The organism is Mycobacterium sp. C31M (genome assembly GCF_053345865.1).
In genome coordinates, this window is record NZ_JBKFAX010000023.1 from 81,709 (window position 1) to 107,585 (window position 25,877).

28 protein-coding genes are annotated in these 25,877 nt (G+C 67.8%); 15 read left to right on the top strand and 13 right to left on the bottom strand.

Going from position 1 to position 25,877, the window contains the following annotated elements; genetic code table 11:
- Positions 1-7: 7 nt before the first annotated feature.
- Positions 8-1,192, top strand: coding sequence for a molecular chaperone DnaJ (dnaJ, locus tag ACLBYA_RS27905; RefSeq protein ID WP_447712721.1), 1,185 nt, complete (start codon positions 8-10; stop codon positions 1,190-1,192).
- A complete protein-coding gene (locus ACLBYA_RS27910) occupies positions 1,189-1,545 on the top strand; it encodes a heat shock protein transcriptional repressor HspR (RefSeq protein WP_447712722.1) in 357 nt (118 codons plus the stop codon). The genes dnaJ and ACLBYA_RS27910 overlap by 4 nt, the downstream gene beginning before the upstream one ends.
- A gap of 76 nt (positions 1,546-1,621) precedes the next feature.
- On the opposite strand, the gene ACLBYA_RS27915 is transcribed toward ACLBYA_RS27910, so the two are convergent.
- From ACLBYA_RS27915 to ACLBYA_RS27935, 5 genes are read right to left on the bottom strand one after another with little or no spacing between them, the layout of a single operon-like run.
- Complete coding sequence (locus ACLBYA_RS27915; protein WP_447712751.1) at positions 1,622-2,512, bottom strand: aldose 1-epimerase; 891 nt, start codon at positions 2,510-2,512, stop codon at positions 1,622-1,624.
- Positions 2,513-2,525: 13 nt separating this feature from the next.
- On the bottom strand, positions 2,526-3,692 hold the full coding sequence (locus ACLBYA_RS27920) for a globin domain-containing protein (RefSeq protein ID WP_447712723.1): 1,167 nt from the start codon (positions 3,690-3,692) through the stop codon (positions 2,526-2,528).
- Positions 3,693-3,736: 44 nt separating this feature from the next.
- The gene (locus ACLBYA_RS27925; protein WP_447712724.1) at positions 3,737-4,405 is read right to left on the bottom strand and encodes a GAP family protein; all 669 of its coding nucleotides are present in this window, start codon (positions 4,403-4,405) and stop codon (positions 3,737-3,739) included.
- A gap of 37 nt (positions 4,406-4,442) precedes the next feature.
- The gene (locus ACLBYA_RS27930) at positions 4,443-4,832 is read right to left on the bottom strand and encodes an Rv0361 family membrane protein (protein ID WP_447712725.1); all 390 of its coding nucleotides are present in this window, start codon (positions 4,830-4,832) and stop codon (positions 4,443-4,445) included.
- 38 nt (positions 4,833-4,870) lie between these two features.
- Entirely contained in the window at positions 4,871-5,506 is a 636-nt protein-coding gene (locus ACLBYA_RS27935; protein WP_447712726.1) for a hypothetical protein, read from the bottom strand.
- Between the two features lie 162 nt (positions 5,507-5,668).
- Here ACLBYA_RS27935 and clpB point away from each other — a divergent pair, with 162 nt between their 5' ends.
- From clpB to nhaA, 7 genes are all read left to right on the top strand, one after another.
- Positions 5,669-8,215 (top strand): ATP-dependent chaperone ClpB, encoded by a 2,547-nt coding sequence (gene clpB / locus ACLBYA_RS27940; RefSeq protein ID WP_447712727.1) that lies wholly within the window; start codon positions 5,669-5,671, stop codon positions 8,213-8,215.
- Between the two features lie 137 nt (positions 8,216-8,352).
- Complete coding sequence (ttfA, locus tag ACLBYA_RS27945) at positions 8,353-9,168, top strand: trehalose monomycolate transport factor TtfA (RefSeq protein ID WP_447712728.1); 816 nt, start codon at positions 8,353-8,355, stop codon at positions 9,166-9,168.
- The gene (locus ACLBYA_RS27950; protein WP_447712729.1) at positions 9,169-9,936 is read left to right on the top strand and encodes an SDR family NAD(P)-dependent oxidoreductase; all 768 of its coding nucleotides are present in this window, start codon (positions 9,169-9,171) and stop codon (positions 9,934-9,936) included. It begins immediately after the preceding gene.
- Positions 9,936-10,832 carry a hypothetical protein gene (locus ACLBYA_RS27955; protein WP_447712752.1) on the top strand — a complete coding sequence of 299 codons (897 nt, stop codon included), beginning with the start codon at positions 9,936-9,938 and terminating at the stop codon, positions 10,830-10,832. The genes ACLBYA_RS27950 and ACLBYA_RS27955 overlap by 1 nt, the downstream gene beginning before the upstream one ends.
- On the top strand, positions 10,829-11,464 hold the full coding sequence (locus tag ACLBYA_RS27960; RefSeq protein WP_447712730.1) for a TrmH family RNA methyltransferase: 636 nt from the start codon (positions 10,829-10,831) through the stop codon (positions 11,462-11,464). Before ACLBYA_RS27955 ends, ACLBYA_RS27960 begins: the two co-directional genes overlap by 4 nt.
- A gap of 15 nt (positions 11,465-11,479) precedes the next feature.
- Positions 11,480-12,595: a glycoside hydrolase family 76 protein gene (locus ACLBYA_RS27965; protein WP_447712731.1), complete on the top strand. Its 1,116-nt coding sequence runs from the start codon at positions 11,480-11,482 to the stop codon at positions 12,593-12,595.
- Positions 12,592-14,379, top strand: coding sequence for a Na+/H+ antiporter NhaA (gene nhaA, locus ACLBYA_RS27970; RefSeq protein ID WP_447712732.1), 1,788 nt, complete (start codon positions 12,592-12,594; stop codon positions 14,377-14,379). Before ACLBYA_RS27965 ends, nhaA begins: the two co-directional genes overlap by 4 nt.
- On the opposite strand, the gene ACLBYA_RS27975 is transcribed toward nhaA, so the two are convergent.
- A complete protein-coding gene (locus tag ACLBYA_RS27975; protein WP_447712733.1) occupies positions 14,376-14,858 on the bottom strand; it encodes a hypothetical protein in 483 nt (160 codons plus the stop codon). The two genes, nhaA and ACLBYA_RS27975, sit on opposite strands and share 4 nt — an antisense overlap.
- A 98-nt stretch (positions 14,859-14,956) precedes the next feature.
- On the opposite strand from ACLBYA_RS27975, the gene ACLBYA_RS27980 reads away from it, so the two are divergent.
- Positions 14,957-15,535, top strand: coding sequence for a TetR/AcrR family transcriptional regulator (locus tag ACLBYA_RS27980; RefSeq protein WP_447712734.1), 579 nt, complete (start codon positions 14,957-14,959; stop codon positions 15,533-15,535).
- Here the strand turns inward: ACLBYA_RS27980 and ACLBYA_RS27985 are convergent.
- Both ACLBYA_RS27985 and ACLBYA_RS27990 read right to left on the bottom strand, forming a co-directional pair.
- Positions 15,532-16,221 carry a DedA family protein gene (locus ACLBYA_RS27985; RefSeq protein WP_447712735.1) on the bottom strand — a complete coding sequence of 230 codons (690 nt, stop codon included), beginning with the start codon at positions 16,219-16,221 and terminating at the stop codon, positions 15,532-15,534. The genes ACLBYA_RS27980 and ACLBYA_RS27985 overlap by 4 nt on opposite strands.
- Before the next feature lie 19 nt (positions 16,222-16,240).
- Complete coding sequence (locus ACLBYA_RS27990) at positions 16,241-16,720, bottom strand: lipoprotein LpqH (protein ID WP_447712736.1); 480 nt, start codon at positions 16,718-16,720, stop codon at positions 16,241-16,243.
- A gap of 100 nt (positions 16,721-16,820) precedes the next feature.
- Between ACLBYA_RS27990 and fbaA the strand changes: the two genes are divergently transcribed.
- Positions 16,821-17,858: a class II fructose-bisphosphate aldolase gene (gene fbaA / locus ACLBYA_RS27995; RefSeq protein ID WP_447712737.1), complete on the top strand. Its 1,038-nt coding sequence runs from the start codon at positions 16,821-16,823 to the stop codon at positions 17,856-17,858.
- A gap of 21 nt (positions 17,859-17,879) precedes the next feature.
- On the opposite strand, the gene ACLBYA_RS28000 is transcribed toward fbaA, so the two are convergent.
- Together ACLBYA_RS28000 and ACLBYA_RS28005 are read right to left on the bottom strand one after the other, a co-directional pair.
- On the bottom strand, positions 17,880-19,352 hold the full coding sequence (locus ACLBYA_RS28000) for a PPE domain-containing protein (protein ID WP_447712738.1): 1,473 nt from the start codon (positions 19,350-19,352) through the stop codon (positions 17,880-17,882).
- Between the two features lie 110 nt (positions 19,353-19,462).
- Complete coding sequence (locus ACLBYA_RS28005) at positions 19,463-20,176, bottom strand: Rv0361 family membrane protein (protein WP_447712739.1); 714 nt, start codon at positions 20,174-20,176, stop codon at positions 19,463-19,465.
- A gap of 80 nt (positions 20,177-20,256) precedes the next feature.
- Here ACLBYA_RS28005 and ACLBYA_RS28010 point away from each other — a divergent pair, with 80 nt between their 5' ends.
- A complete protein-coding gene (locus ACLBYA_RS28010) occupies positions 20,257-20,673 on the top strand; it encodes a DUF3151 domain-containing protein (protein WP_447712740.1) in 417 nt (138 codons plus the stop codon).
- Here ACLBYA_RS28010 and ACLBYA_RS28015 read toward each other — a convergent pair.
- From ACLBYA_RS28015 to ACLBYA_RS28025, 3 genes are all read right to left on the bottom strand, one after another.
- The gene (locus ACLBYA_RS28015) at positions 20,670-21,572 is read right to left on the bottom strand and encodes a cation diffusion facilitator family transporter (protein WP_447712741.1); all 903 of its coding nucleotides are present in this window, start codon (positions 21,570-21,572) and stop codon (positions 20,670-20,672) included. The genes ACLBYA_RS28010 and ACLBYA_RS28015 overlap by 4 nt on opposite strands.
- 41 nt (positions 21,573-21,613) lie before the next feature.
- Complete coding sequence (locus ACLBYA_RS28020) at positions 21,614-22,393, bottom strand: site-2 protease family protein (protein ID WP_447712742.1); 780 nt, start codon at positions 22,391-22,393, stop codon at positions 21,614-21,616.
- Positions 22,394-22,461: 68 nt separating this feature from the next.
- Positions 22,462-23,067, bottom strand: a complete 606-nt coding sequence (locus ACLBYA_RS28025; protein ID WP_447712743.1) for a peptidase M50 — start codon at positions 23,065-23,067, stop codon at positions 22,462-22,464.
- Between the two features lie 69 nt (positions 23,068-23,136).
- Here ACLBYA_RS28025 and ACLBYA_RS28030 point away from each other — a divergent pair, with 69 nt between their 5' ends.
- From ACLBYA_RS28030 to ACLBYA_RS28040, 3 genes are read left to right on the top strand one after another with little or no spacing between them, the layout of a single operon-like run.
- Positions 23,137-24,426, top strand: coding sequence for an adenylosuccinate synthase (locus ACLBYA_RS28030; RefSeq protein ID WP_447712744.1), 1,290 nt, complete (start codon positions 23,137-23,139; stop codon positions 24,424-24,426).
- Positions 24,423-25,067 carry a PaaI family thioesterase gene (locus tag ACLBYA_RS28035; RefSeq protein ID WP_447712745.1) on the top strand — a complete coding sequence of 215 codons (645 nt, stop codon included), beginning with the start codon at positions 24,423-24,425 and terminating at the stop codon, positions 25,065-25,067. Before ACLBYA_RS28030 ends, ACLBYA_RS28035 begins: the two co-directional genes overlap by 4 nt.
- Before the next feature lie 18 nt (positions 25,068-25,085).
- Entirely contained in the window at positions 25,086-25,772 is a 687-nt protein-coding gene (locus ACLBYA_RS28040; protein WP_447712746.1) for a hypothetical protein, read from the top strand.
- Positions 25,773-25,877 lie beyond the last annotated feature (105 nt).

Genomic DNA, 25,877 nt, shown 5'->3' on the forward strand with positions numbered 1-25,877 from the left:
GTGACGTATGGCCCAACGTGAATGGGTCGAGAAGGACTTCTACAAGGAGCTCGGTGTCACCTCTGATGCCGGCAAGGACGAGATCAAGCGCGCCGCGCGCAAGATCCTGGCCGAGAACCACCCGGACCGCAATCCGGGCGACGCCGCGGCCGAGGAGCGGTACAAGGCCGCCTCCGAGGCCAAGGAAGTGCTGACCGACGACGCCAAACGCAAGGAGTACGACGAGACCCGTCGGCTGTTTGCCAACGGTGGCTTCGGCCGTCGCGGCGGTGGTGGTGCCGGTGGTGGATTCGGCGGATTCTCCAGTGAGGGTGCCGATTTCAACCTCGGCGACCTGTTCGACCAGGCCGGCCAGGCCGGTGGGGCGAACATCGGCGATCTGTTCGGTGGGCTGTTCGGCCGGGGAGCTCAGCAGCCCCGGCCGAGCCGCCCCCGGCGCGGCAACGATCTGGAGACCGAGACCGAGCTGTCGTTCCTGGAGGCGACCAAGGGCGTGGCGATGCCCTTGCGGCTCACCAGCCCGGCCCCCTGCACCAATTGCCATGGCAGTGGCGCACGCCCGGGCACCAGCCCGAAGGTGTGCCCCAGCTGTAACGGCGCCGGGGTCATCAACCGCAATCAGGGTGCGTTCGGCTTCTCCGAGCCGTGCACCGAATGCCGCGGCAGCGGGTCGATCATCGAGCACCCCTGCGACGAGTGCAAGGGCACCGGTGTCACCACCCGGACTCGCACCATCAACGTCCGGATCCCGCCGGGTGTCGAGGACGGACAGCGGATTCGACTGGCCGGTCAGGGCGAGGCGGGGCTGCGCGGTGCGCCCTCGGGTGACCTCTATGTCACGGTCCATGTCCGCGCCGACAAGGTGTTCGGCCGGGACGGCGATGACCTGACGGTGACCGTCCCGGTGGCCTTCCACGAGTTGGCGCTGGGTACAACGCTTTCCGTTCCCACCCTGGAGGGCAAGGTCGGCGTGCGGGTGCCCAAGGGCACCTCCGACGGCCGGATCCTGCGGGTGCGCGGCCGCGGTGTGCCCAAACGGTCCGGCGGTCACGGTGACCTGCTGGTCACGGTGAAGGTCGCGGTACCGCCGAACCTGGAAGGTGAGGCGGCCGAGGCCCTGGAGACCTATGCAAAGGCCGAGCGCGCCACCGGATTCGATCCGCGTGCCGGCTGGGCGGGCAATGTCACATGAGCAAGCGTGACCCCAGCTCTTCTGCCCGGACTTTTCTCATTTCGGTGGCCGCCGAGCTGGCCGGGATGCATGCGCAGACCCTGCGCACCTATGACCGGCTGGGATTGGTCAGCCCGCAGCGCAGCTCCGGAGGAGGTCGACGTTACTCGCAGCACGACGTCGATCTGCTCCGCGAGGTGCAGCGGCTGTCCCAGGACGAAGGTGTCAACCTCGCCGGGATCAAACGCATCATCGAGCTGACCAATCAGGTGGAGGCGCTGCAGAGCCGGGTGGCCGAGCTGACCGCTGAGGTGGAGCGGATGCGCAAACCGAGTACGGCCCTGGTGCTCTGGCAGCCTCGGGGGAAACGCTAGCTGGCCTCGTCGAAACTGACGAAATGGGGGAATCTATTCGACATTTCACGCCCGTTTGTTCGTTTGGGCAGTACTTTCAGTCGACGGTGATCGAGAATTCACACGTCGCCGGTATGCCCGCGGCCACTCGGTACCCACCCTGGCGCAGCGCATCTGTCGGCGCGGCCATCGGCTCGATGGCGATCAGGTCCTCGCCGGGGGGCGCGAACAACTGCGCGGCCGGATAGCCGCGGGTGAAGCGGATCTCGATCCGGTGCCCGCCGCCGGCGACCGAGAACACCGCGCCCTCGACCACCCCGTCGAACCCGTCGTCGAGCACCCGCTCACCCAGTGGCGCCGATTCGGCCGACCATTGATCCTGCGCTCCGGTGGGCAGGCCCCGTTCGTCGACCGGAAGATGTCGCATCGCCGGGGTCGTCAGCGTCCAATCCGACCGGGGCACACCCGGAATCGTGAAGTACGGGTGGTATCCGAAGCACATCGGCACGGCCACCTCGGCCTGCGGCGCCACCGTGGTGGTCACCGTCAACGTGCGGTCGGCCAGTCCCATCCGCTGGGTCAGCACATGAGGAAAGGGGAAGGAGGCCAGCAGATCCGGTGTCGTGTAGTCGACCACCGCGGTCAGCACATTCGGCGACTGTTCCACCTGCCAGCCCGGGTGCGCGGTGAGCACCCCGTGGATGGGCGAACCGTGCGGGTCCGGGCGCACACCGGCGGCGCCGTCCAACTGCACCGTGGTGCCGTTGACGGAGTATTCCCAGCCGCTCAACCGATTGGCCCACGGGTAGAGGATGGGCAGCCCCATGGTCTTGGCGTCCTCGACGTAGGCCTGCAGCCCGCGGCGCAAGCCCAGGAACTCCAGCCCGTTCTCGGCGAGCGAGGTTCCGATCATCCCCGCACCCGGCACAAAGGTCGCGGTCAGTGCGGACGACGGATCCTGCAGGGTGACACTCTCGAAATCCGGCACACCGGGCATTCTTTCACGCCAACGGGTCGTGCTGGATCCGCTCCGGCGGCGCGCCCTTGGCGATCAGTGCCGCTCGCGTCGCGGCCACCATCTCCGGCCCACCACAGATGAGGATCTGACGGTCACCCCACCCGCCGTAGCGCGTCACCACCTCGGGCAGCGTGCCGGTCTGTCGCACATGCAACCCGCGCGGCGGTTCGTGGTCCGGATACTCGGTCGCCCAGGGCGGATTGGTCGAGTACTCAGACACCGGCGTCACCGACAGCCATGGGTTGGTGGACGCGATCTGCCACAGGACGGGCAGGTCGTAGAGATCGCATGGGTACCGCCCGCCGAAGAAGAGATGGACCCGCGGGTTCACCGCATCGCGGCACAGGTCCATGACCACGTTCCGCAACGGTGCCAGGCCGGTGCTGCCGGCCACCATCAACACATCGCCACCGTTGCGGTCGACGTGGAGCCCACCGTGTGGATGGGAGAGCCGCCACCGGTCACCCGGCCGGGTCTCCCCGACGATGGCGGTGCTGACCATGCCGCCACTGACCGACCTGATGTGGAACTCGATCGCACCGCTGCCGTCGGCCGGGATCGACGGGCTCAGATAGCGCCAGCGTCGCGGCCACTGCGGCACCTGCACGGTGACGTACTGGCCGGGGTGATACGGCAGCGGCTGGTCGAGTTGCAGCCGGACGATCGAGACGTCACGGGTGGCGCGGATATGTTCGAGCACGGTGCCGTCACAAAACGGTGGACCCTGTTCGGCGTTGGCGGCCCCGCGCATGACCCCGACGACGAGTTGGACAAAATCCTGGGTGGCTTCGGCGATCCGACCGTCCCACACATAGGTGAGGTGCCCCTGCAGGGTGGCCAACAGTGCTTCCCGCATGGTGTCGTAATGCTGTTCTGTCACACCGTATTTGCGATGATCGCGACCGAGCTGGGCCAGAAACGCGACCGGCTCGTCGGCTCGCCGGGCGATCATCTCGGTGAGCAGCCAACTCAGTGCCTGCCCGAACGCCCGGCGCTGCTGGGTGAGGTCGGGTGGGAACAGATCGCGCGCGGTCGGATCGATCGCGAACCAGCGCGTGTAGAACCTCCCGATCAGCGCATCGGAGTGTGGCGCCTGCGGATCGACGGCCGCGCGCAGCGTCTGCAGCGCATCCCGATCGTCGATTCCCACAGGCGCCGAGTGTAATCAGCCCCGAATGCGCGCCCGGAGGATCGTCACAGCCCGTGCAGGCCCTTGTAGAGCACCATGATGCCGATCACCAACAGGATCGCGGCCACCAGCGTGGCGTGCTGGTGCTCCATCCATTCCCGCAGCCGCCGCAACGGCGCGGCCAACCGGTCACCGGAGACCACGTAACCCAGCACCGGCAGGATCACCGTCGATCCGGCCACCAGGACGTAGTACGGCACCGCCAGCCACGCGTGTTCGAGGCCGACACCGGCGCTGCCGATCGCCAAACCCGCTGCGATGCAGATGAACAACACCTTGGGGTTGACGACCACCAGCACGGCGGCGGTCACCACCGCCCGGGCCGGGGTCAGACCGCTCAGCTTGCGCATCCACGCCGGCGAATGCTCGGATTTGGTGCGGGTGGCGAATTTGTAGATGCCGAACGCGATCAGCAGTGCGCCGACGACGATGCGCAGCCACGACGCCCAACTCGGCGGCTCGTCGAACGACCCGATCAGGCCGGACGCGGCGACGAAGATCGACGTCAGCGCACCGAGCCCGATCAGCCAGCCACCCAGGAAGGCCAGCCCGGTCTCGCGCGGCCGGTCGCTGTCCAGGGCCAGGACCGCCGGAATGATCGTCAGCGGCGACAGTGCGATCACCAGTCCCAGCGGGATCAGTTCAGCGAGGATCGATCCCCAACCAGCCGTCATGCAGCAGAAGGTAGCAAGTCACGGTTACCGATCGGCGTCAGTACTCGCACCATTTCCATTCACCTTTCTCGAAGGCGAACGCGATGTCATCGGCATCGGCACCGTGGTTCTCGATGATCGACTGGGCGTAATCACCGCCGACGTCCAGATCGATGATCGTCAACTCCAGGGTGCCTTCGGAGCGGGCGTCGGCGAGTTCGTCGTCACTGAAGACATCCTCGGCGAGCAACTCCTCGCACAGCATGCGCCGCAATCCGTCGTAATCGCGGGTGTTCCAGGCGCGCTCGAACTCGACGACCAGATCGCGGATCTGTTCCTCCGCCGAGAACGGCCGCACATCCGCGGGAGCGGCGGCGGTCCCGGTGACGGCCCGGGAGCAGCCCGTGAGTACGACGGCCGAACAGATCAGCATCACGAGGGAGCGCATGGCATCAGTTTCCCTGGTGCCGGGCCCGCTCTTCCAATTCAGTGCCGGCCTTCCACATGGTTGTGGCCGAGAGTGTCGACGAACCGCGGCCCAGTCCGGTCCAGCTCGTCGCCATAGTCGGTGGCCCAATCGCCGAACGGCACATGCGCCAGATACTCGTTGCGGAAGCGCTCGTCCTCGGAGACCTCGGTGGCGCAGAACGCCGGGATCGTCAGGTCCACCACCGGGGCGTTGCGTTCGACCTCGGCCAGCAGCAGCGGCGCGTTGCGACCCAGGAACCGGTCGATGATCCAGCCGTCCTCGCCCAGCCACGCCGAGTAGCGGACCTTGATCACCACATGCTCGGCGCGGGCGACGATCTGACCGGCGACCGTCGGATCCAGATCGCGCTCGGCCTCGTAGCGGGTTCCGCCGGCGGCCGGTCCCTTGGCGGTCATGGTGCCGATCGCGTCACCGCCCAGTGCGTAGACCAGTTCGGCGGGTGCGGCGTCCAGCTCGGCGGGTGCGGGCCCCTGCAGACGGACGCGGACCGCGTAACCGTCGGCGGCGAACAGGTAGGCCTGCACGATCAGCACAGGCCGCGGATCGAGCGCGGCGACGGCGGGCAGTTCCCGGACGTAGAACTTCCGCTCGAACTCGAAGTCCCCGAAATCCCGGCTATCGGACTCAGACATATGTCGACGTTAGTCCCTAGCCACCGCGGATCCGGGCGCGCAGGGTGTGTGTCAGGCGCGTCAAAAAAAGTTAGACTTGAGCGGAACAGACTCAACCTTGACTGCGTTGAACAACACGACAAGCATTTTTACCCAGCTGCACAACCTAGAAAGGTAGGTGTCGTGGACTCGTTCAATCCGACCACGAAGACCCAGGCGGCACTGACCTCGGCCTTGCAGGCGGCCACCTCCGCCGGCAATCCGCAGATCACTCCCGCTCATCTGTTGATGGCGTTGCTGACGCAGAACGATGGCATCGCCGCGCCCCTGTTGGAAGCGGTCGGAGTCGAACCCGCCACGGTCCGGGCCGAGGCCGAGCGACTGATCTCCCGGCTGCCCAGCGCATCCGGTTCCAGCTCACAACCCCAACTGAGCCCCGACGCGATCTCGTCGATCACCACGGCCCAGCATCTGGCCACCGAGATGGACGACGAGTACGTCTCCACCGAACACCTGCTGTTCGGCCTCGCCAGCGGCGACTCCGACACCGCCAAGCTGCTCAGCGGCGCCGGCGCTTCTCCGCAGGCTCTGCGCGACGCCTTCGTGAAGGTGCGCGGCAGCGCGCGGGTCACCAGCCCCGATCCCGAGGGCACCTATCAGGCGCTGGAGAAGTACTCCACCGACCTGACCGCCCGGGCGCGTGAGGGCAAGCTCGACCCGGTCATCGGGCGCGACAACGAGATTCGTCGTGTCGTGCAGGTGCTGAGCCGCCGGACCAAGAACAACCCGGTGCTCATTGGTGAACCCGGTGTCGGCAAGACCGCCATCGTCGAGGGCCTGGCCCAGCGCATCATCGCCGGCGACGTGCCGGAGTCGTTGCGCGACAAGACCGTTGTCTCGCTGGATCTCGGCTCGATGGTGGCCGGCGCCAAGTATCGCGGTGAATTCGAGGAGCGGCTCAAGGCCGTCCTGGACGACATCAAGAACTCGGCCGGTCAGGTCATCACGTTCATCGACGAGCTGCACACCATCGTCGGCGCCGGCGCCACCGGTGAATCGGCGATGGACGCCGGCAACATGATCAAGCCGATGCTGGCCCGCGGTGAGCTGCGCCTGGTCGGAGCCACCACGCTCGATGAGTACCGCAAGTACATCGAGAAGGACGCCGCCCTGGAGCGCCGCTTCCAGCAGGTGCTGGTCGGTGAGCCCTCTGTCGAGGACACCGTCGGCATCCTGCGCGGCCTCAAGGACCGCTACGAGGTGCACCACGGTGTGCGCATCACCGACTCCGCCCTGGTCGCCGCAGCCACCCTGTCGGACCGCTATATCACCAGCCGGTTCCTGCCGGACAAGGCGATCGACCTGGTCGACGAGGCCGGCTCCCGGCTGCGGATGGAGATCGACTCCCGGCCCGTCGAGATCGACGAGGTCGAGCGGCTCGTCCGTCGACTCGAGATCGAGGAGATGGCGCTGGCCAAGGAGGAGGACGACGCCTCCAAGGATCGGCTGGAGAAGCTGCGCGCCGAACTCGCCGACAAGAAGGAGCACCTGGCCGAGCTCACCACCCGGTGGCAGAACGAGAAGGGTGCCATCGACATCGTCCGCGAGCTCAAGGAGCAGCTGGACACCCTGCGCGGGGCCGCCGACCGGGCCGAACGCGACGGGGATCTGGCCAAGGCCTCCGAGCTGCGGTACGGCCGCATCCCGGAGGTCGAGAAGAAGCTCGACGCTGCGCTGCCGGTCGCCGAGGCCCGCGAGAATGTGATGCTCAAGGAGGAGGTCGGCCCCGACGACATCGCCGAGGTGGTGGAGGCCTGGACCGGCATCCCCGCCGGGCGCATGCTCGAAGGCGAGACCGCCAAGCTGCTGCGTATGGAGGAGGAGCTGGGCCGGCGCGTCATCGGTCAGAAGGCCGCCGTGCAGGCCGTCTCCGACGCGGTGCGCCGCTCACGGGCCGGCGTCGCCGACCCGAACCGGCCGACCGGCTCGTTCATGTTCCTCGGGCCGACGGGTGTCGGTAAGACCGAGCTGGCCAAGGCGTTGGCGGAGTTCCTGTTCGACGACGAACGCGCCATGGTCCGCATCGACATGAGCGAGTACGGCGAGAAGCACTCCGTCGCCCGCCTGGTCGGTGCGCCTCCGGGCTACATCGGCTACGACCAGGGCGGTCAGCTCACCGAGGCGGTGCGCCGCCGTCCGTACACCGTGGTGCTGTTCGACGAGATCGAGAAGGCCCACCCGGACGTGTTCGACGTGCTGCTGCAGGTCCTCGACGAAGGTCGGCTGACCGACGGCCAGGGCCGCACGGTCGACTTCCGCAACACCATCCTGATCCTGACATCCAACCTGGGCGCCGGGGGCACCGAGGAGCAGGTGATGGCGGCGGTGCGGGCGGCGTTCAAGCCGGAGTTCATCAACCGGCTCGACGACGTGCTGATGTTCGACGCGCTGAACCCCGAGGAACTGGTGTCGATCGTGGACATCCAGCTCGATCAGCTGCAGAAGCGCCTCGCCCAGCGTCGCCTCACCCTCGAGGTGTCGCTGCCCGCCAAGCACTGGCTGGCCGAGCGCGGTTTCGACCCGCTCTACGGCGCCCGCCCGCTGCGTCGGCTGGTGCAGCAGGCGATCGGCGACCAGTTGGCCAAGATGCTGCTGGCCGGCCAGGTGCACGACGGCGATGTCGTCCCCGTCAACGTCAATGCCGACGGTGACGGCCTGGTTCTGGGCTGACCCACCCGGCGAGCAGTCGCGAATGGTCCCCGCACACGGCGTGTCGGGGGCCATTTGCGTCTTCTCGGCAATGGAGGCGGGATTTGTGACCATCTCGAGTTCTGGCGAAACCGGCCTCAGCAAGTACGCTGAGGGCAATGGTTCCTCTCTGGTTCACGCTGTCCGCGCTCTGCTTTGTGGGCGCGGCAGTCCTGTTGTACGTGGATATCGACCGCCGCCGAGGTCTCGGCAGGCGGCGTAAGTCGTGGGCGAAGTCGCACGGTTTCGACTACGAACACGAATCTGCCGACATCCTGAGCCGCTGGAAGCGCGGCGTGATGTCGACCGTCGGTGACAGTGCCCACGCCCGCAATGTGGTGCTGGGACAGATCCGCGGTGAAGCGGTGTTCATCTTCGATCTCGACGATGTGGCGACCGTGATCGCCCTGCACCGCAAGGTCGGTACCAATGTGGTCGTCGACCTGCGGCTCAAGGACATCAAGGAACCCCGCGAAAGCGATATCTGGCTGCTCGGCGCGATCGGTCCGCGGATGGTCTACTCGACCAACCTCGATGCCGCCCGCCGGGCCTGCGACCGGCGGATGGTGACCTTCGCCCACACCGCGCCGGACTGCGCCGAGATCATGTGGAACGAGCAGAACTGGACGTTGGTGGCCATGCCGGTCACCAGCACGCGCGCCCAGTGGGACGAGGGCCTGCGCACGGTGCGCCAGTTCAACGACCTGCTGCGGGTGCTCCCGCCGATCCAGCAGCCGGGGCACAACGGCGCACGTGCCGGTCAGCCCGCGCTGGCTCGCCGCAACGGCTCACCCAGCCGTCCGCTGCTGCCTCGCCCCGCCGAACTTCCCGCCGGGCGCGGCGATCTGCCGCCCGGGCGTGGCGACGTCGGCCGCTACACCCAGCAGCGGCCCCCGGTGCACCAGCCCCGCCAGGCGCCGCACTACCAGCGCTAGATGCAGGTACTGATCACCGGCCCGACCTCCGGACTCGGTGCAGGATTCGCACGTCGGTACGCCGCGGACGGCCATGACCTCATCCTGGTCGCCCGCGACGCGGTCCGGCTGAACACGTTGGCTGCCGAACTGACCGATCACCACGGTGTGTCCGTCGAGGTGATCTGCGCCGACCTTGCCGAGCAGGCCGGTCGGGATGCCGTCTGCGAACGTCTCCGCGACGGGGTGCGGGTCCTGGTCAACAACGCCGGCTTCGGCACCTCCGGTGAATTCTGGACGGCCGATTACGCGCTGCTGCAGTCCCAGCTCGATGTCAACGTCACCGCCGTCATGGCGCTGACCCACGCCGCCCTGCCCCCGATGCTCGCCGCGGGCACCGGCACCGTCATCAACGTGGCCAGCGTGGCCGGTCTGATGCCGGGCCGTGGATCGACCTACTCGGCCTCGAAGTCCTGGGTCATCGCGTTCTCCGAGGGCCTGGCCAACGGGCTCGGTGGCAGCGGAGTCGGCGTGCACGCGCTGTGTCCCGGATTCGTCCGCACCGAGTTCCACGAGCGCGCCGGTATCGACATGGCCGGCACCCCGTCCTGGTTCTGGCTCGAGGTCGACGATGTCGTGCGGGACACCCTGACCGCCGTCACCAAGGGAGAAGTGGTGATCGTGCCCGGTCTGCAATATCAGGTGCTCACCACCGGCAGTCGACTACTGCCGCGAACCCTGTTGCGCGGCTTGACCAAACGGGTCGGCCGCGGGCGCGAACGGACATGATGCGGCGACTGGTGGCGCTGTGTGCGGCGGCGGTCCTGCTGCTGGCCGGCTGCTCGGGCGATGATGACCACGGCGGTCCGTTCGGAGCTCAGCAGGCCACGATCGGCGAGGCGCTGTCCCTGCTGGGCTGGAACATCTCGGTGGCGAACCTGCGGTTCGAGGGTGACCAGGTGCTCATCGACATCGATGCCGCGGTCGCCGACGAGAATGCCGACCACGTCGCCGCCGACAGCCTGCGCTTCGGTCTCTACGGTGCATTGGCACATCCGTTGGAGGCCAACGTGATCGGCGGTTGTGACGCGGTCACCGACCTGAATTTGCAACCGGTCACCGGTGTCGACCCGAAAAGGCTCAGCGGCACAGTGTGTCTCGGCCCGCTGCGCGACCAGAGCCAGGTGCGCGGGGTCTACCTGTATTCGCCACAGGACCGGATGCCGCAGACCACGGTGGCCTACGCCGCAGCGTTCCCGGTCGGGCTGTCGCCGACCCCGGACACCGACACCGGGCTGGTCATCAGCTCCACCTCGGTCGACGGATTCGCCGCGGACGGTTCACAATTGCGGCCCGAGTCGATCGGCGACCCGAACGCGTTCACCGGTAACGGGTACATGCTGCTCGGCCTGTCCATCGACGGGCTGGCGCAGCGGTATCGCGACGACTCCGAAAAGCGCGGCGGTCCGCTGATGCTGCTGACCGGGCCGACCCTGCCGGGCAAGGGCCTCTCACACGCCTGCTCGGTGTACGGCTCCTCGCTGCTGGTGATGCCCGACGAATCCCGCGATGCCGTCGCGATCCGGGCCTCGATGTGCACCCAGGGTGAGATCAACGCCGCGCTGCTGTACCCGACGGTCTCGGTGGTCGGCACCCACGCCGCGCTGTGGACCACCCAGCAATGACCGGTCCCACCGAGTGGGGCGAGTCCCCTGGGGTCGGCCCCTGGAAAGGTGACCCGCCGGACGACCCGCGTTATGACCCCGACCTGCTGCGCGACGGAGACACCCGCAATGTCGTCGACGCCTACCGGTACTGGACCCGCGAGGCGATCATCGCCGATATCGACCGCCGCAGGCACCCGCTGCACATCGCCATCGAGAACTTCGGCAGCGACGCGAACATCGGCACCGTGGTGCGCACCGCCAATGCGTTCGCCGTGGACACCGTGCACATCGTCGGACGGCGCCGCTGGAACCGCCGCGGCGCCATGGTGACCGACCGCTATCAGCGGTTGCGGCATCACGACAGCACCGCCGACCTGCTGGCTTTCGCCGCGACCGCCGGGCTCACCGTCGTCGCCGTCGACAATGTGCCCGGCTCGTTACCGCTGGAGACCGCGGTGCTGCCGCGCGACTGCCTGCTGGTGTTCGGGCAGGAAGGCCCGGGGATCACCCCGGAGACCGGTGCCGGCGCGTCCATGACGGTATCCATCGCGCAGTTCGGCTCGACCCGCAGTATCAATGCCGGGGTGGCCGCCGGGATCGCGATGCACGCCTGGATCCGCGCTCATGCCGACACAACCCAGGCCTGGTGAGGCAAAATCTAAGCCATGGTTCAGGTGTGGGCTAATCGCGCGGCAAGCTCGGAGGCCGCTGTCACCAAGCGGCACCTGCGACGCCTCTGGGGTCTGCCAGGCACCCAGCTCGGGGTGACCGCCTGGCCGGCCGCGCGCAAACAGACCCTGTTCGGCACCTGGCACTACTGGTGGCAGGCGCACCTGTTGGACTGCCTGGTGGACGCCCAGCTGCGCGACCCGCAACCGCAGCGGCTCACCCGGATCAACCGGCAGATCCGCGGTCACCACCTACGCAACAACCTGCGCTGGACCAACAACTACTACGACGATATGGCCTGGCTCGCGCTGGCCCTGGAACGCTCGGGCCGCCTTGTCGACATCGGCCGTCCCAAGGCGCTGGACACCTTCGCCGACCAATTCCTGAACTCCTGGGTGCCCGAGGACGGCGGCGGAATTCCTTGGCGCAAACAGGATCAGTTCTTCAACGCCCCGGCCAACGGCCCGGCAGGCATCTTCCTGGCCCGCCACGACGACCGCCTGCGCCGCGCCCAGCAGATGGCCGACTGGATCGAGGACACCCTGATCGATCCGGAGACCAAGCTGATTTTCGACGGCATCAAGGCCGGGTCGCTGGTGCGCGCGCAGTACACCTACTGCCAGGGTGTGGTGCTCGGCCTCGAGGTCGAACTGGCCAGGCGCACCGAGGATCCCGAGCATGCCGAGCGGGTGCACCGGTTGGTCGCCGCCGTCGACGAACACATGACAACCGACGGTGTCATCCGCGGCGCCGGTGGCGGCGACGGCGGCCTGTTCAACGCCATCACCGCGCGCTACCTGGCGCTGGTCGCCACCGATCTGCCGGGCGACACGCCAGCCGACGAGCAGGCCCGCGCCACCGCCCGTCGCATCGTGCTCACCTCAGCGCAGTCGGCCTGGGATTACCGCCAGACCGTCGACGGATTACCGCTGTTCGGCGCGTTCTGGGATCGTAACGCCGAGGTCCCGACCGCCGGTGGCGGGCAGGCAGAATCCGTCGATGGTGCGGTCAACGCATCGACGATCCCGGAACGGGATCTGTCCGTCCAGCTGTCGGGCTGGATGCTGATGGAGGTCGCCCACACCCTCGACGAGGGTGGCACGCCAGAGTGATCCGTCGTACCCCGACCGCCGCGCACAGCGGCGAGACCACCGCTGCCGCACTGCTGCTGATCTTCACCCTGATCGCCATCCTGTGGTCCAATTCGCCTTGGTCGCACAGCTATACGGAGTTCTGGGACACCCATGTCGGGCTGACGTTCGGCAGCATGCACGCCGACATGTCGGTCAAGCACCTCGTCAACGACGCATTGATGACGTTCTTCTTCTTCCTGGTCGGCCTGGAGGTCAAGAGCCAGTTCGTCATCGGCGAGCTGACCGATCGCTCCCGGGCGGCGGTCCCGGTGCTGGCGGCGCTCGCCGGTCTGATCGTTCCGGCGGTGGTGTTCTTCCTGTTCAACCCCAGCGGTGACGAGGCGCGCGCCTGGGGTGTCGTCATCTCCACCGATACCGCCTTCCTGGTCGGGGCGCTGGCCATCATCGGCCCCAAACATCCGTCCCGGCTGCGGACCTTCCTGCTGACATTGGCGGTCGTCGACGATGTCGGCGCGCTGCTGGCGATCGCGTTGTTCTACTCCGAGCAGGTGCAGATCTGGCCGCTGGTCATCTCGGTGCTGCTGATCGCGGCGTTGGCTGCGGTGCGGTTGCTATCCGCCGGACGCGGGCCCGCGTATCTCGCATTGGGCGTCGGCTTGTGGCTGGCCCTGCTGCAGGGCGGTGTGCACCCCACCTTGGCCGGTGTCGCGGTGGCCCTGCTGATCCCGGTGTTCACCCCGGAACGCGACCGGGTCGAGGAGGCCGCCGAGATGATCGGCGCCTTCCGACAGTCACCGAACTCCGAGTACGCGCGGGAGGCCTCGCGGCGGCTGCGCGATTCGATCTCGATCAACGAACGCCTGCAGACCTCGTTCGCGCCATACGTGTCGTATCTGGTGCTGCCGTTGTTCGCCCTGGCCAATGCCGGTGTGCAGTTCAACATGGAGACCATCGAGATGGCCGTCGGTTCCCCGCTGACCTGGGGCATCGTCGCGGGCTTGGTGGTCGGCAAGTTCGTCGGCATCACCGCGGCGACGGCGATCGTGCGGGCCACCGGTCTCGGTGCACTGGCGCCGGGCCTGACGCTGCGCCGGGTCGCAGGCGGTGCCGCGTTGTCCGGTATCGGGTTCACCATCTCGCTGTTCATCGTCGATATCGCCATCACCGATCCGGTGAGCCAGGATCTGGCCCGGGCCGGTGTGCTGGTGGCCTCGGTGGTCGCCTTCGCGCTCGGCTGGTTGCTGTTCACCGTCACCGACCGGCTGAGCCCGCCCGTCGCAGTCGGCGCCACCCTGCTGCGCGAGGTGGACCCGGAGCGCGATCACATCGCGGGCAACCCGAATGCCGAGCTGACGCTGGTCGAGTACGCCGACTTCGAATGCCCGTTCTGCAGCCGTGCCACCGGATCCATCGACGAGGTGCGCGAGTACTTCGGTGACCGGCTGCGCTACGTCTGGCGGCACCTGCCGCTGGAGAAGGTGCACCCGCATTCGGTGGATGCCGCCCGGGCCAGCGAGGCCGCCGCGCTACAAGGCCGGTTTTTCGAGATGGGTGCCCGCATGTTCGAGTATCAGGATCACCTGGAGTGGCAGCACATCTATCGCTACGCCGACGGAGTCGGTTGTGATATCGCGAAATTCGACGAGGACGTGCAGGCGGCCAAGGTGCTGCACCGGGTCCAGGACGATATGGACGACGCCGAGTTGATGGACCTGAGTGGGACGCCCACGTTCTTCGTCAACGGCGTCCGGCACACCGGACCGTACGACTCGGCCAGCCTGATCCGCGCGCTGGAGGCCTAACCGCGCCGGCTGCGCCAGATCCCGAAGGCCACCAACGCTGCGGCCAGTGCGGTCAGTGTCAGGCCCGCGACGGTCACGGCGTGGTGGAACTGCGTGGTCTGCGCGACACTCCAATGTGTCGCGGCGATCGACCCGGTGAACAGCGCGGCGATGATGGTGCCGGTCACCGCCGTGCCGATCCCGGAGGTCACCTGCGCGGCGGTATCGGCCAGCGCGGTGCCCAGCGTGGTCCGGGTGTCCGGCAGCCCGCGCAACACATTGAGGGCGGCGACCACACCGACCACCCGCATGCCCGCGGCGACCAGTACGAGTGCCGTTGCGACCCAGGGGTATCCGACGTTTCCGAGCAGCGCGTACACAGCGAGCCCGGCCATCACGGCACCGGCGCTGATCCAGGCGGCGCGTTCGGGTCCCGCCCGCGCCACGAACGGGTCGACAAACGCGCTGCCGGCGATCAGCACGACGACCTGGGGAAGCATGCCAAGGGCGGCCAGTGCCGGCGGCCATCCCCAGTCGAAAAATTTAGTGAGTCAACATAGGGGAGTGAATGCCCAGGACATCGCAACGTGGCGGGCCGTTGACGCGCCGGAAGATCTCCGATGTCGCGACGGCGCTGTTTCTCGGCCGGGGATTCGACACGGTCACCGTCGCCGAGGTGGCCCGGGAGGCCGGCGTCTCCAGCGTCACGGTGTTCAAACACTTCCCGCGCAAGGAGGATCTGCTGTTCGACCGCGTCGACGACGCCGTCGAGATCCTGCGGGCAGGGGTGCGCGAGCGGTCGGCCGGCACCGACGTCCTGACATCCCTGCGCGAGCGCAGCTTCGGACTCGTCGATGACCGGCATGCCCTGTCCGGCGTCAAGGAGGGGTCCATCCCGTTCTTCCGCACCGTCGCGGACTCACCCGCGCTGATCGCGCGGGCACGTGAGATCGGCACCGAGTTGCAGCAGACGCTGACCGCGGAACTGGACGACGACACGGACTTCGGCGGCGACGCGGCATTGTTCGCCGCGCTGTTCATCGCCGGTTACACACAGGTGCTGACCGAGACCGCACGCCGCGTCATCGCGCAGGGCGCACCGGACCCGGTCGTGGCCGACCACCGGGATCGGTTGGGTCGGCTCTTCGACGCCCTACGTGACGGCGTGCCGACCTAGCCGGCCTCGGGTTCGGGGCTGCCGAGCTTCTTGGCTTCCTTACGCCGCTTGTACCACTCGATGGCGATCGGCAGCACCGACAGGATGACGATGCCGATGACGATCGGCTCCAGCAGCTTCTGGATGATCTCGAATCGGCCCAGCCAGAAGCCGAGCAGGGTCAGGCCACATCCCCAGACGATGGCGCCGACGGCGTTGTACAGCGTGAACACCGCGTAGTTCATCTTGGCTGCGCCCGCTGTGATCGGGGCCAGGGTGCGCACGATCGGCACGAAACGGGCGATGACGATGGCGAACGGGCCGCGCTGCTCGAAGAACAGGTGCGCCTCGTCGAGGTACTTCTGCTTCAGGAACCGCGCATCGGGCTTGAACATCGCCGTGCCGACATTGCGCCCGATCCAATAGCCGACCTGGGCGCCCAGCACCGCGGCGATCGGGATGAACAGCAGCAGCTGCCAGAGCTGGAAGTTGACGACCGCGGTGTTGCCCTCGGCGGACTCGGCCGCGATACCAGCGGCCAGCATGCCCGCCACGAACAGCAGCGAGTCGCCGGGCAGGATCGGGAACAGCACCCCGGACTCGACGAAGACGACCACCAGCAGGCCGATCAGCGCCCAGGTGCCGAAGTAGCTGAGCAGGTTGATCGGATCCATGAAATCCGGCATGAGCGCCAGAGTGGTGGTCATGGGGCATCAAGATACCGGCTCAGGCTGGGGGACAGGCCACGGCGATCCGGTAGCCGGAGTCCACGGTCCGGGCCGGATCGGCGGAATCGGTGCCGCTGCCGGAGCCCGTGACGATCAGTGTGGTGCCGTTGCGCAGCGCGGTCGGTGCCTTGCCCGCGGCCCCGACGGCGAACCCGAGCGCCACCCCTCCCACGTCACCGATGCTGACCGAGCGCACCGCGGGCGGGTCGTCATCGGTGACGATGACGGTCACCCCGAGGGAGCCGTCGCCGATGCTGATGGTCGTCAGGCCGGCGGCGGTGGAGCAGGCCACCGGTCCGGTGGGGCCGGCGTCACCGTTGACGATGATCTGGGCGCGCCCGCGCGGCACCGAGTCCGCCTGCATGGGCGGTTCGGATGCGACCGGGGTCGGGGTGGGCACCGGAGTCGGTGCCGGCGGTTGTGCGCAACCCGCGGCCAGGGTGCAAGCCACCACGAGCAGGACCGGCCGGGCGCGCATTTCTGCAACGCTAACCCGTCCACCCGGTATCCGCCCTGCTGCCGTCGCGGCGATGTTTGAGATACTGCCTGGAAAGTGCACGCGACCCAGGAGGAAGTCCATGCCCATCGCCACGCCCGAGGTATACGCCGAGATGCTGGGCCGTGCCAAGGAGCACTCGTTTGCCTTCCCGGCGATCAACTGTGTCGGTTCCGAGAGCATCAACGCCGCGATCAAGGGCTTCGCCGACGCCGGCAGTGACGGAATCATCCAGTTCTCCACCGGCGGTGCGGAATTCGGTTCCGGCCTCGGCGTGAAGGACATGGTGACCGGCGCGACCGCGCTCGCAGAGTTCGCGCACGTCGTCGCCGCCAAGTACGACATCACCGTCGCGTTGCACACCGACCACTGCCCCAAGGACAAGCTGGACGGCTTCGTCCGCCCGCTGCTGGCCATCTCGGCCGAGCGCGTGAAGAACGGCCAGAACCCGCTGTTCCAGTCGCACATGTGGGACGGCTCCGCGGTTCCGATCGATGAAAACCTAGAGATTGCGCGTGAGCTCCTCCAGCTCTCGGCAGCTGCCAAGATCATTCTGGAGATCGAGATCGGCGTCGTCGGCGGCGAAGAGGACGGTGTCGAGGCCGAGATCAACGAGAAGCTGTACACCTCGGCCGAGGACTTCGAGAAGACCATCGACGCCCTCGGCGCCGGCGAGAACGGCAAGTACCTGCTGGCCGCCACCTTCGGCAACGTGCACGGCGTGTACAAGCCGGGCAACGTCGTGCTCAAGCCGGAGATCCTGGCCGAGGGCCAGAAGGTCGCCGCCGCCAAGCTGGGCCTCGGTGGTGACGCCAAGCCGTTCGACTTCGTCTTCCACGGCGGCTCGGGCTCGCTGAAGTCGGAGATCGAGGACTCGCTGCGCTACGGCGTGGTGAAGATGAACGTCGACACCGACACCCAATACGCCTTCAGCCGTCCCATCGCCGGGCACTTCTTCACCAACTACGACGGGGTGCTCAAGGTCGACGGTGAGGTGGGCAACAAGAAGGTCTACGACCCGCGCAGCTACCTGAAGAAGGCCGAGGCCGGGATGACCGAGCGTGTCATCGAGGCCTGCAACGACCTGCACAGCGCAGGCCGCAGCGTTTCTGCGGGCTGAGCCGGCCTTCGGCCGGGAGGGCTAGTTCTTGTCGTCGGGCTCCCAACCGCCTGGCAGCATGGGGCTGACCGCCGCGCCACCGAACTGATCGGTGCGCACGGTGGTCAGCCCTTTTGCGTCGATGCCCCCGCGCTGCGAGGTGCCGACCCAGGATTCACCGCGAGGTGCCGAGTCAACCGGATCGTCCTCCTCGGGTTCGTAGTCGACGTAGGCGTCGGCGTAGGCGCGGTCCTCGATCATGGCCGCCTTCTTGCGGCGTCGACGGCGCTGCGCCGCAGAGGTGGCAGCGACACCGGCCGCTGCGGCCGGGATGCCGGAGGCGGGGGCCTGGGCGGCGGTCTTGTCGCGCAGCGTGGGGGTGAAACCCTCGCCCGGATCGCGGCCGGCCACCGCGTAGGGGATCAGAGGCGCGGCTGCCGGCGCCGCCGGGGCAGCGGGTGCCGCCGCAGTTGCCGTCCCGGCTGGGGCCGGGGCTGCCGCCGTCGCCGACGCGCCGCCGGCCGGGATCGCCGCCGCGGAGAACTGTTGCTGTTCACCCGGCGCTTGCGGGGCAGGATCACCGAGTACCAGCGGCGGCAGGTCCAGCAGCTTGAGCAGCTTCATGATCTCGTTGACGATCACCCCGATGACGATGCCCAGCACCGCGCCCGCCGCCGCGAACGGCGCCAGGAACAGCGCCGGGTAGGTGGTCAGCGCGCCCACCCAGGAGATCGCCTGATAGGCGACCGCGGCCAGGAACGGCCCCCAGGTCTGCACCGCCGCTGCCGGGTTAGTCAGGAAATCCCGGACCAGCGCGATGCTGTTGCCCAACGGGTCCTGCAGGAAGTCCCACAGCAGATCGCCGCCGGGCAGCGAGTCGAAGTATCCGCGCAGCGCCTCCGCGAGTGCGTCGGACGAGTTCAGCGCCGCCGCGGCATCACCTGCCTGCGGTACGGCCGCCAGTTGCGCCAGCGCCGAGACCTCGCCGACGCCGGGCAGCAGGATCGGCGGGGGCGGTGTGCTGGCCGGGGCCGCAGTCACCGCTGCGCCGGCGACGGCCTGGTAGGTGCTCATGGTGGTGGCAGCCTGCACCCACATCCGGGCGTAGTCGGCCTCGTTGACGGCGATCGGAATCGTGTTGATACCGAAGAAGTTCGTGGCCACCAAGACGGCCCGGGTGGAGTGGTTGAGCGCGATCTCGGGCAGCGTCGGCATGGCCGCCAGTGCGGCGGTGTGGGCGGCCGCGGCGGTCTCGTGCCGGGCCGCGGTCGCGGCGCTGTCGGCACTGGCCTGCGCCAGCCAGGCCAGGTACGGGGTGTGTGCGGCGAGGTACTGTTCGGCGCTCGGCCCCTGCCAGGCGCCGGCCTGCACGCCACCGAGCACCTGGGTCAATTCTGCTGCCGCTGTGGCGTATTCGATGCTCAGCCGGTGCCACGAGGCGGCCGCGGTCAGCAGTGGCCCGGACCCGGGGCCGGTACTGAGCAACGCCGAATGGACCTCCGGGGGCAATGCCATCCACAACACGAAAGGCACTATCGCACAAGCCAACTCGGTATGAGTTGCCTACACTTTGCGAACGCAAGAGCCGTAAATGGTTGTCCGGGTGGCCGAACTTTTGCGGCCGGTCAGCCGTTCTGGCAGATCTTCCACTGATCGTCGCGGAACTGCAGATCGAAGCTGCGGGTCGAGCGGGTTTGCGGTGCATAGGCCATGAAGGTGGTGACGTTGGCCTCGGCGTGGTCGTCGACCACGACGACCTCGTCGATGCTGGCGACCACGGGGTACTGCTTGGCGGCCGCGACCCGGCGGTGGGTATCGGTCCATGCGTTGTCGTCATAGTGGACGTAGCTGTCCCGGGTGGCGCCGCAGGTGAGGCCGCGCAGCGCGGCCAGGTCGCCCTTCTGGATGGCCACGTCGAAGCTCTCGATGGTGGAGCGGACCTGATCCTCCTGGGAGGTCGCGCCGGCGTTGCCCCGGGTCAGCAGCACCGTGCCCAGGATTGCCAGGGCGGCCACCGCGGCGATGACCAGTACCACGGCGATCACCCACCCCCAGCTGCGTCGCCGCTGTTGCGGTGGCTTGGGTGCGTCCTCGCGGGGCGGGATCATCTGCGGTGAGGCTGCTTTGGCACTGTCGGTGATGGCGGCGGAATCGATGACCTCGGTGGGCTCACCTGCGGAGAACATCTCGGTGACGGGCTCGGGCACCGCGTCGATGATCTGTGTGGAACCGTCGAACCCCGATGGCGCGGTGAACCGACGTTCGGAGGAGTCTTCGCCCTCCGGTGCGTCCGGGGTTGGCTCCGGCTTCCCGTCCTCGGGTTCTGTTGGGTTCGACATCCCTACTGCAGTCCTCCCTCGCGAACGCTCTCCGCAAGCCTAATCACTGGCGGCATATCCCCGCACGGCACAATAAGCCCATGACGCGAATGGGCGATCTTCTGGGGCCAGATCCGGTACTGCTGCCGGGTGACACCGAGGCGGAAGGGGATCTCGCCGCCGGCGAGGATCCCACCCACGTCGCGGCCGCGCATCCGAGTGCGTCGGTGGCCTGGGCGGCGCTGGCCGAGGCGGCGCTCGCCGACGATCAGCCGGTGACCGCCTACGCGTACGCCCGCACCGGGTATCACCGCGGGCTCGATCAGCTGCGCCGCAACGGGTGGAAGGGTTTCGGCCCGGTGCCGTACGCCCACGAGCCCAACCGGGGATTCCTGCGGTGTGTGGCATCGCTGGCCCGCGCCGCGCAGATCATCGGCGAGACCCCGGAGTACGCCCGCTGCCTGGACCTGCTCGACGACTGCGATCCGGGTGCGCGCGGCGCGCTCGGACTGGGCTAGCAGTTTCCGGTCCCGCAATCGCGTTCGGCGGGATCCACCTGCACGGTGGCGTGCTCGAGGCCGCGGGCCGACAGCACCGCCTGGGCGTCGCTGAGGACCCGTGCGGAGTCCGAGCTGCTGGTCAGGTGGGCGGTGGCCATATCGCGGCCCGGCACCAACGTCCACACGTGCAGGTCGTGAACATCGGTGACACCGTCGACGGCTGCCAGGGCGGCGCGCAGTTCGTCGACATCAATATGTCGTGGTGAGGTCTCGCTGAGGATCCGTAGCGCGGCGCGGGCCAGGGCGAAGGCGCGCGGCAGCACCCACAGCGCGACCAGGACCGCGACGACGACATCGGCGTAGGGCCAGCCCGTGGTGACGGTGACGATGCCGGCGATCAGCACGCCGATGCTGCCGACGGTGTCGGCCACCACCTCCATGTAGGCACCCTTCACGGCGAGGCTGCGTTCGGAGTCCGAGCGCAGCAGCAGCACCACGACGGCGTTGGCGGCCAGGCCGGCCAGGGCGACGACGATCAGCGGCACACCGGGCACCTCGGGTGCATCGCCGAGGCGTTCGAAGGCCTCATACAGGATGAAACCGGCGACGCCGAGCAGTAGAGCGGCATTGGCGACGGCGGTGAACACCTCGGCGCGATGCCAGCCGTAGGTGCGGGCCGCCGAGGTGGACCCGCGGCGGGCGAGCAGGACCGCGGTCAGTCCCATGAACATGGCGACCAGGTCGGTGAGCATGTGTCCGGCGTCGGCGAGCAGCGCGATCGAATTGATCAGCAGTGCGGTCGTGAGCTCCAGCACGAAGAAGACCGCGAGAATGGCCGCGCCGATGACCATCCGGCCGACGCGTGTGTCGCCACCGCCATGGCTGTGCCCGTGGCTGTGGTCATGTCCGGCGCCCATACGGCCGAATATATGCGTAAGTACGCATGTATCGCAAGGGTCTACAGCCAGTCCGACCAGAACCGGGTCAGCCCACCACCCAGCGACACCAGTTGGCTGGACGTGCCGAACAGCTCCACCACCCAGAAGACCGCGCCGAAGAACACCTGGTTGAGCTGCGGGACCAGCAGCACGATCAGCAGGATCAGGAAGCCCCAGCCCTTGACCGGCTCCAGAGCGCGCTGGGTTTCCGGTTTCAGATGCGGTTCCAGTGCGCCGTAACCATCCAGGCCGGGGATCGGCAGCAGGTTCAGCAGCAGCGCGGTCACCTGCAGGAAGCCCAGGAACGCCACGCCTCCCCAGAACACCGCGCGGGCCGGGTCGAAGAACAGTGCGGTCGCCGACAGCAGCAGAACTGCCAGCACCAGGTTGGCGGCGGGCCCGGCCAGGCTGACCTGTGTGCGCTGCCGGGCCGTCATCCATGAGGTGTGCAGATACACCGCGCCGCCCGGCAGGCCGATGCCGCCGATCGCGATGAACAGCATGGGCAGACCCAGCGACAGCAGCGGGTTGGCGTACTTCAGCGGGTTCAGCGTCAGGTAGCCGCGCACCTCGACGTTGTGGTCGCCGAGCTTCCACGCGGTGTAAGCGTGGCCGAACTCGTGCAGGCACAGTGACACCAGCCAGCCGGCGATAACCAGGACGAACACCGACACATGGGACAGCGGTTCCACCCGGTCGGCGCAGAACCAGGCGCCCACCCCGCCGGCGATGGTCAGCGCGACGATCGCCAGGAAGATCGGGCTGGGACGCACCGACTGACGCAGAGGTCTGATGTTCACGTCCCGACGCTACCGGCGTTTCGGGTCACCGGACGGGGCTGGTAGCGCCGGACTCCTCGCTGCGCTCGTCACCGGACGGAAAACCAGCCCTCCGTGTGCCGGTAGAACGTCGACCGTTTCACGGTCCTGGTGCTCAGCTCGCCGTCGCGGATGACGAATGCGCCAGGGGTGCCCAACTGCGCGGCACGACCGGTCACCCAGCGTCCGGGCCGCATGTGCCGGGACAGCACGGTGGCGCGCAGGCCGGGCTGGGTGGCCGTCGGCTCGACCCGCACCGCGGTCACCTCGCCGTCGAACAGCACGGTGTCGTCGACGACGGCCTCGCCGGTCAGCTTGGCCGGCGCATCACCCTTCTCCAGGCCCTGCTCGCCGACCCAGACCGCGGCGCCCACGATGACCGAGCCGGTTTCGTCCCTGATCAACGGCACTTTTACGGCGCTGCGCGTCAGCGCCTTGCCGGCGTGCCACGACCGACGGACGTGGGCGACCTCGATATCCAGGCGATCCGCACGCAGCAGCTGCTTGAGGACGACGGCCAGATCCGCGTCCGCGCCCACCACGATCACCCGGCGGAAATCGGTCAGCTGGTCGGGTGAAATCGTCGGCAATCCGCGAAGCGCACGGGGTGTCCGGCGGCCGCCGAACAGCAAAACGCCCACGTCATTCGTGGCCAACGCAACTCCTTTGGCTTCGCTCAGATAGGGTGGGTCACCGGCTGCATCACTTTAAGCGGGAGAAATGCCATGCCGGCAATCGTGCTCATCGGGGCCCAGTGGGGCGACGAGGGCAAAGGTAAGGCCACCGACCTTCTCGGTGGACGGGTCCAATGGGTAGTTCGCTACCAGGGTGGTAACAACGCGGGTCACACCGTGGTGCTGCCGACCGGGGAGAACTTCGCCCTACATCTGATCCCCTCGGGGATCCTCACCCCGGGTGTCACCAACGTCATCGGCAACGGTGTCGTCGTCGACCCCGGCGTGCTGCTCACGGAGCTGTCCGGGCTCGAGGAGCGGGGTGTGGACACCTCCGGGCTGCTGATCTCGGCCGATGCGCATCTGCTCATGCCATACCACGTTGCCATCGACAAGGTGACCGAGCGCTACATGGGCAGCAAGAAGATCGGCACCACCGGCCGTGGCATCGGGCCCTGTTACCAGGACAAGGTCGCTCGCCTGGGCATCCGAGCCGCCGATGTGCTCGACGAGGAGCTACTGGCCGCCAAGATCGAAGCCGCGCTGGACTTCAAGAACCAGGTGCTGGTCAAGATCTACAACCGCAAGGCGCTCGAACCCGCCGAGGTCCTGGAGAACCTGCTGACCCAGGCCGCCGGTTTCAAGCACCGCATCTCCGATGCGCGACTGCTGCTCAACGAGGCGCTGGGACGCGGTGAGATCGTGCTGCTGGAAGGCTCGCAGGGCACCCTGCTCGACGTCGACCACGGCACCTATCCGTTCGTCACCTCGTCCAACCCGACCGCGGGTGGAGCGTCGGTCGGGTCCGGCATCGGGCCGACCCGGATCACCACGGTGCTGGGCATCCTGAAGGCGTACACCACCCGGGTGGGTTCGGGTCCGTTCCCCACGGAGCTGTTCGACGAGCACGGGGCGTATCTGGCCAAGACCGGCGGCGAGGTCGGCGTGACGACCGGGCGCGCGCGGCGTTGTGGTTGGTTCGACGCCGTGATCGCCCGCTACGCGACCCGCGTCAACGGCATCACCGACTACTTCCTGACCAAGCTCGACGTGCTGTCCAGTCTGGAGACGGTGCCGGTGTGTGTGGGTTACACCGTCGACGGCAAGCGCACCGACGAGATGCCGATGACGCAGGCCGATATCCACAAGGCCGTGCCGATCTACGAGGAACTGCCCGGTTGGTGGGAGGACATCTCCGGCGCGCGTGAGTTCGAAGACCTACCCAAGAATGCGCGTGACTACGTGCTGCGGCTGGAAGAGCTTGCCGGAGCGCAGGTCTCCTGCATCGGTGTCGGTCCGGGCCGGGATCAGACGATCGTGCGCCGGGACATCCTGGCGTGACGGACTTCGGGCTGGACCCGCGCCGCGCCGACCCCGAGTACGACCGGCACGGCGGGTTCCCGGTCTTCGAGGCGGCCGATCCGGGGCCTGGGTTCGAGCGCTTCCTGACCGCGATGCGCCGGGCTCAGGATCTGGCCGTGTCGGCGAACCCGGACAGCGAGACCTGGCTGGAGGCAGCCGATCTGGCCGAGAAGCTGGTTGCGGTGCTGGAGCCGCACCAGGCCGGCGAGGGTGTCGGTCCGGCCAACCGGGTGGTGTCGCTGCCTGGGGCGGGCAGCCTGCTGATGCCGCCGTGGCACGTCGCCAAGTTCGAGTCCGACGGTGTCGAGTTGACGGTGCAGTTCAGTCGCTACCACGTGGGCGGTAACAACGCCGTGCACGGTGGAGTGCTGCCGCTGCTCTTCGATTCGGTGTTCGGCATGGTGATCCATGCGACGGGTCGTCCGATCAGCCGCACCGCGTTCCTGCATGTCGACTACCGTCGGGTGACCCCGATCGACACACCGTTGAAGGTGCGCGGCTGGCTGCGGGAAGCCGAGGGTCGCAAGGCCTTTGTGAACGCCGAGCTGCTCGACGCCGAGGACAACGTGTTGGCCGAGAGCAATGGACTGATGATCAGATTGCTGCCGGGGCAGCCGTAGTCGTGTGACCATGTCTGCGTGACGCATCCGGCCGACAGGCATCTACGCAGACTCACCACTCCGCGGGCCGCTGCGACCGCCGGTGTGTTGTTCGCCGTGCTGTTCGGTACCGCGCTGGTGCTGATCCATCTGTCTCTTCCCGAGGGTGCCGAGCCCGGTTCGCAGTGGATCGACGGTGCGAGTGGCAAGCTGCACTTGTCGTCGGTGCTGATGCCCTTCGCCGGGATCACCTTCCTGTGGTTCATCGGGGTGATCCGGGACGGGTTCGGGTCCTACGAGGACAAGTTCTTCGCCACCGTGTTCATCGGCAGCGGACTGTTGTTTCTGGCCATGCTGTTCACTTCGTCCGCGGTGGCCACCGGGTTGGCGTCGAGCCGTGCCGGCCAACCCGATGTCACCGCGCTCGACGAGGTCGCGATCTTCGGACAGGGGATGCTGCACACCCTGACGGCCACCTACGGGATCCGGATGGCGGCGGTGTTCATGATCTCGCTGGCCACCATCTGGTTGCGCACCGGGCTGATGCCGCGCTGGCTGGTCGGACTGACTTACCTTGTGGCCGTGGGACTTCTGGTGGCCGGCGATATCAGCATGTGGATGGTGCTGGCCTTCCCGGTCTGGGTTCTTGTGGTGAGCACGCTGCTACTCGTGCGGGCCGGAGTGATCGACCTGCACCACGACGCCCAGGAGGGCACGCCCGGTTAGAAGGGCGGTGGGTTGGCTTCGATGTCGGCGCGGTTGAGGGCGCGTTCGTGGGCGATGCGGTAGGCGCGTGATTGTGCGCGGGTGCGGCTGCGTTTGGGGGCGGCC

Coding starts and splice junctions, on each gene's coding strand:
- ACLBYA_RS27910 (WP_447712722.1), top strand. CDS start 1,189: ATGAGCAAGCGTGACCCCAGCTCTTCTGCCCGGACTTTTCTCATTTCG.
- ACLBYA_RS27975 (WP_447712733.1), bottom strand. CDS start 14,858: ATGCTTCCCCAGGTCGTCGTGCTGATCGCCGGCAGCGCGTTTGTCGAC.
- ACLBYA_RS28000 (WP_447712738.1), bottom strand. CDS start 19,352: ATGGCATTGCCCCCGGAGGTCCATTCGGCGTTGCTCAGTACCGGCCCC.
- ACLBYA_RS27935 (WP_447712726.1), bottom strand. CDS start 5,506: ATGTCTGAGTCCGATAGCCGGGATTTCGGGGACTTCGAGTTCGAGCGG.
- ACLBYA_RS27985 (WP_447712735.1), bottom strand. CDS start 16,221: ATGACCACCACTCTGGCGCTCATGCCGGATTTCATGGATCCGATCAAC.
- ttfA (WP_447712728.1), top strand. CDS start 8,353: ATGGTTCCTCTCTGGTTCACGCTGTCCGCGCTCTGCTTTGTGGGCGCG.
- ACLBYA_RS27990 (WP_447712736.1), bottom strand. CDS start 16,720: ATGCGCGCCCGGCCGGTCCTGCTCGTGGTGGCTTGCACCCTGGCCGCG.
- ACLBYA_RS27950 (WP_447712729.1), top strand. CDS start 9,169: ATGCAGGTACTGATCACCGGCCCGACCTCCGGACTCGGTGCAGGATTC.
- ACLBYA_RS28010 (WP_447712740.1), top strand. CDS start 20,257: ATGACGCGAATGGGCGATCTTCTGGGGCCAGATCCGGTACTGCTGCCG.
- ACLBYA_RS27960 (WP_447712730.1), top strand. CDS start 10,829: ATGACCGGTCCCACCGAGTGGGGCGAGTCCCCTGGGGTCGGCCCCTGG.
- ACLBYA_RS27955 (WP_447712752.1), top strand. CDS start 9,936: ATGCGGCGACTGGTGGCGCTGTGTGCGGCGGCGGTCCTGCTGCTGGCC.
- ACLBYA_RS28030 (WP_447712744.1), top strand. CDS start 23,137: ATGCCGGCAATCGTGCTCATCGGGGCCCAGTGGGGCGACGAGGGCAAA.
- ACLBYA_RS28015 (WP_447712741.1), bottom strand. CDS start 21,572: ATGGGCGCCGGACATGACCACAGCCACGGGCACAGCCATGGCGGTGGC.
- ACLBYA_RS27925 (WP_447712724.1), bottom strand. CDS start 4,405: ATGACGGCTGGTTGGGGATCGATCCTCGCTGAACTGATCCCGCTGGGA.
- dnaJ (WP_447712721.1), top strand. CDS start 8: ATGGCCCAACGTGAATGGGTCGAGAAGGACTTCTACAAGGAGCTCGGT.
- ACLBYA_RS28005 (WP_447712739.1), bottom strand. CDS start 20,176: ATGTCGAACCCAACAGAACCCGAGGACGGGAAGCCGGAGCCAACCCCG.
- fbaA (WP_447712737.1), top strand. CDS start 16,821: ATGCCCATCGCCACGCCCGAGGTATACGCCGAGATGCTGGGCCGTGCC.
- ACLBYA_RS27965 (WP_447712731.1), top strand. CDS start 11,480: ATGGTTCAGGTGTGGGCTAATCGCGCGGCAAGCTCGGAGGCCGCTGTC.
- ACLBYA_RS27930 (WP_447712725.1), bottom strand. CDS start 4,832: ATGCGCTCCCTCGTGATGCTGATCTGTTCGGCCGTCGTACTCACGGGC.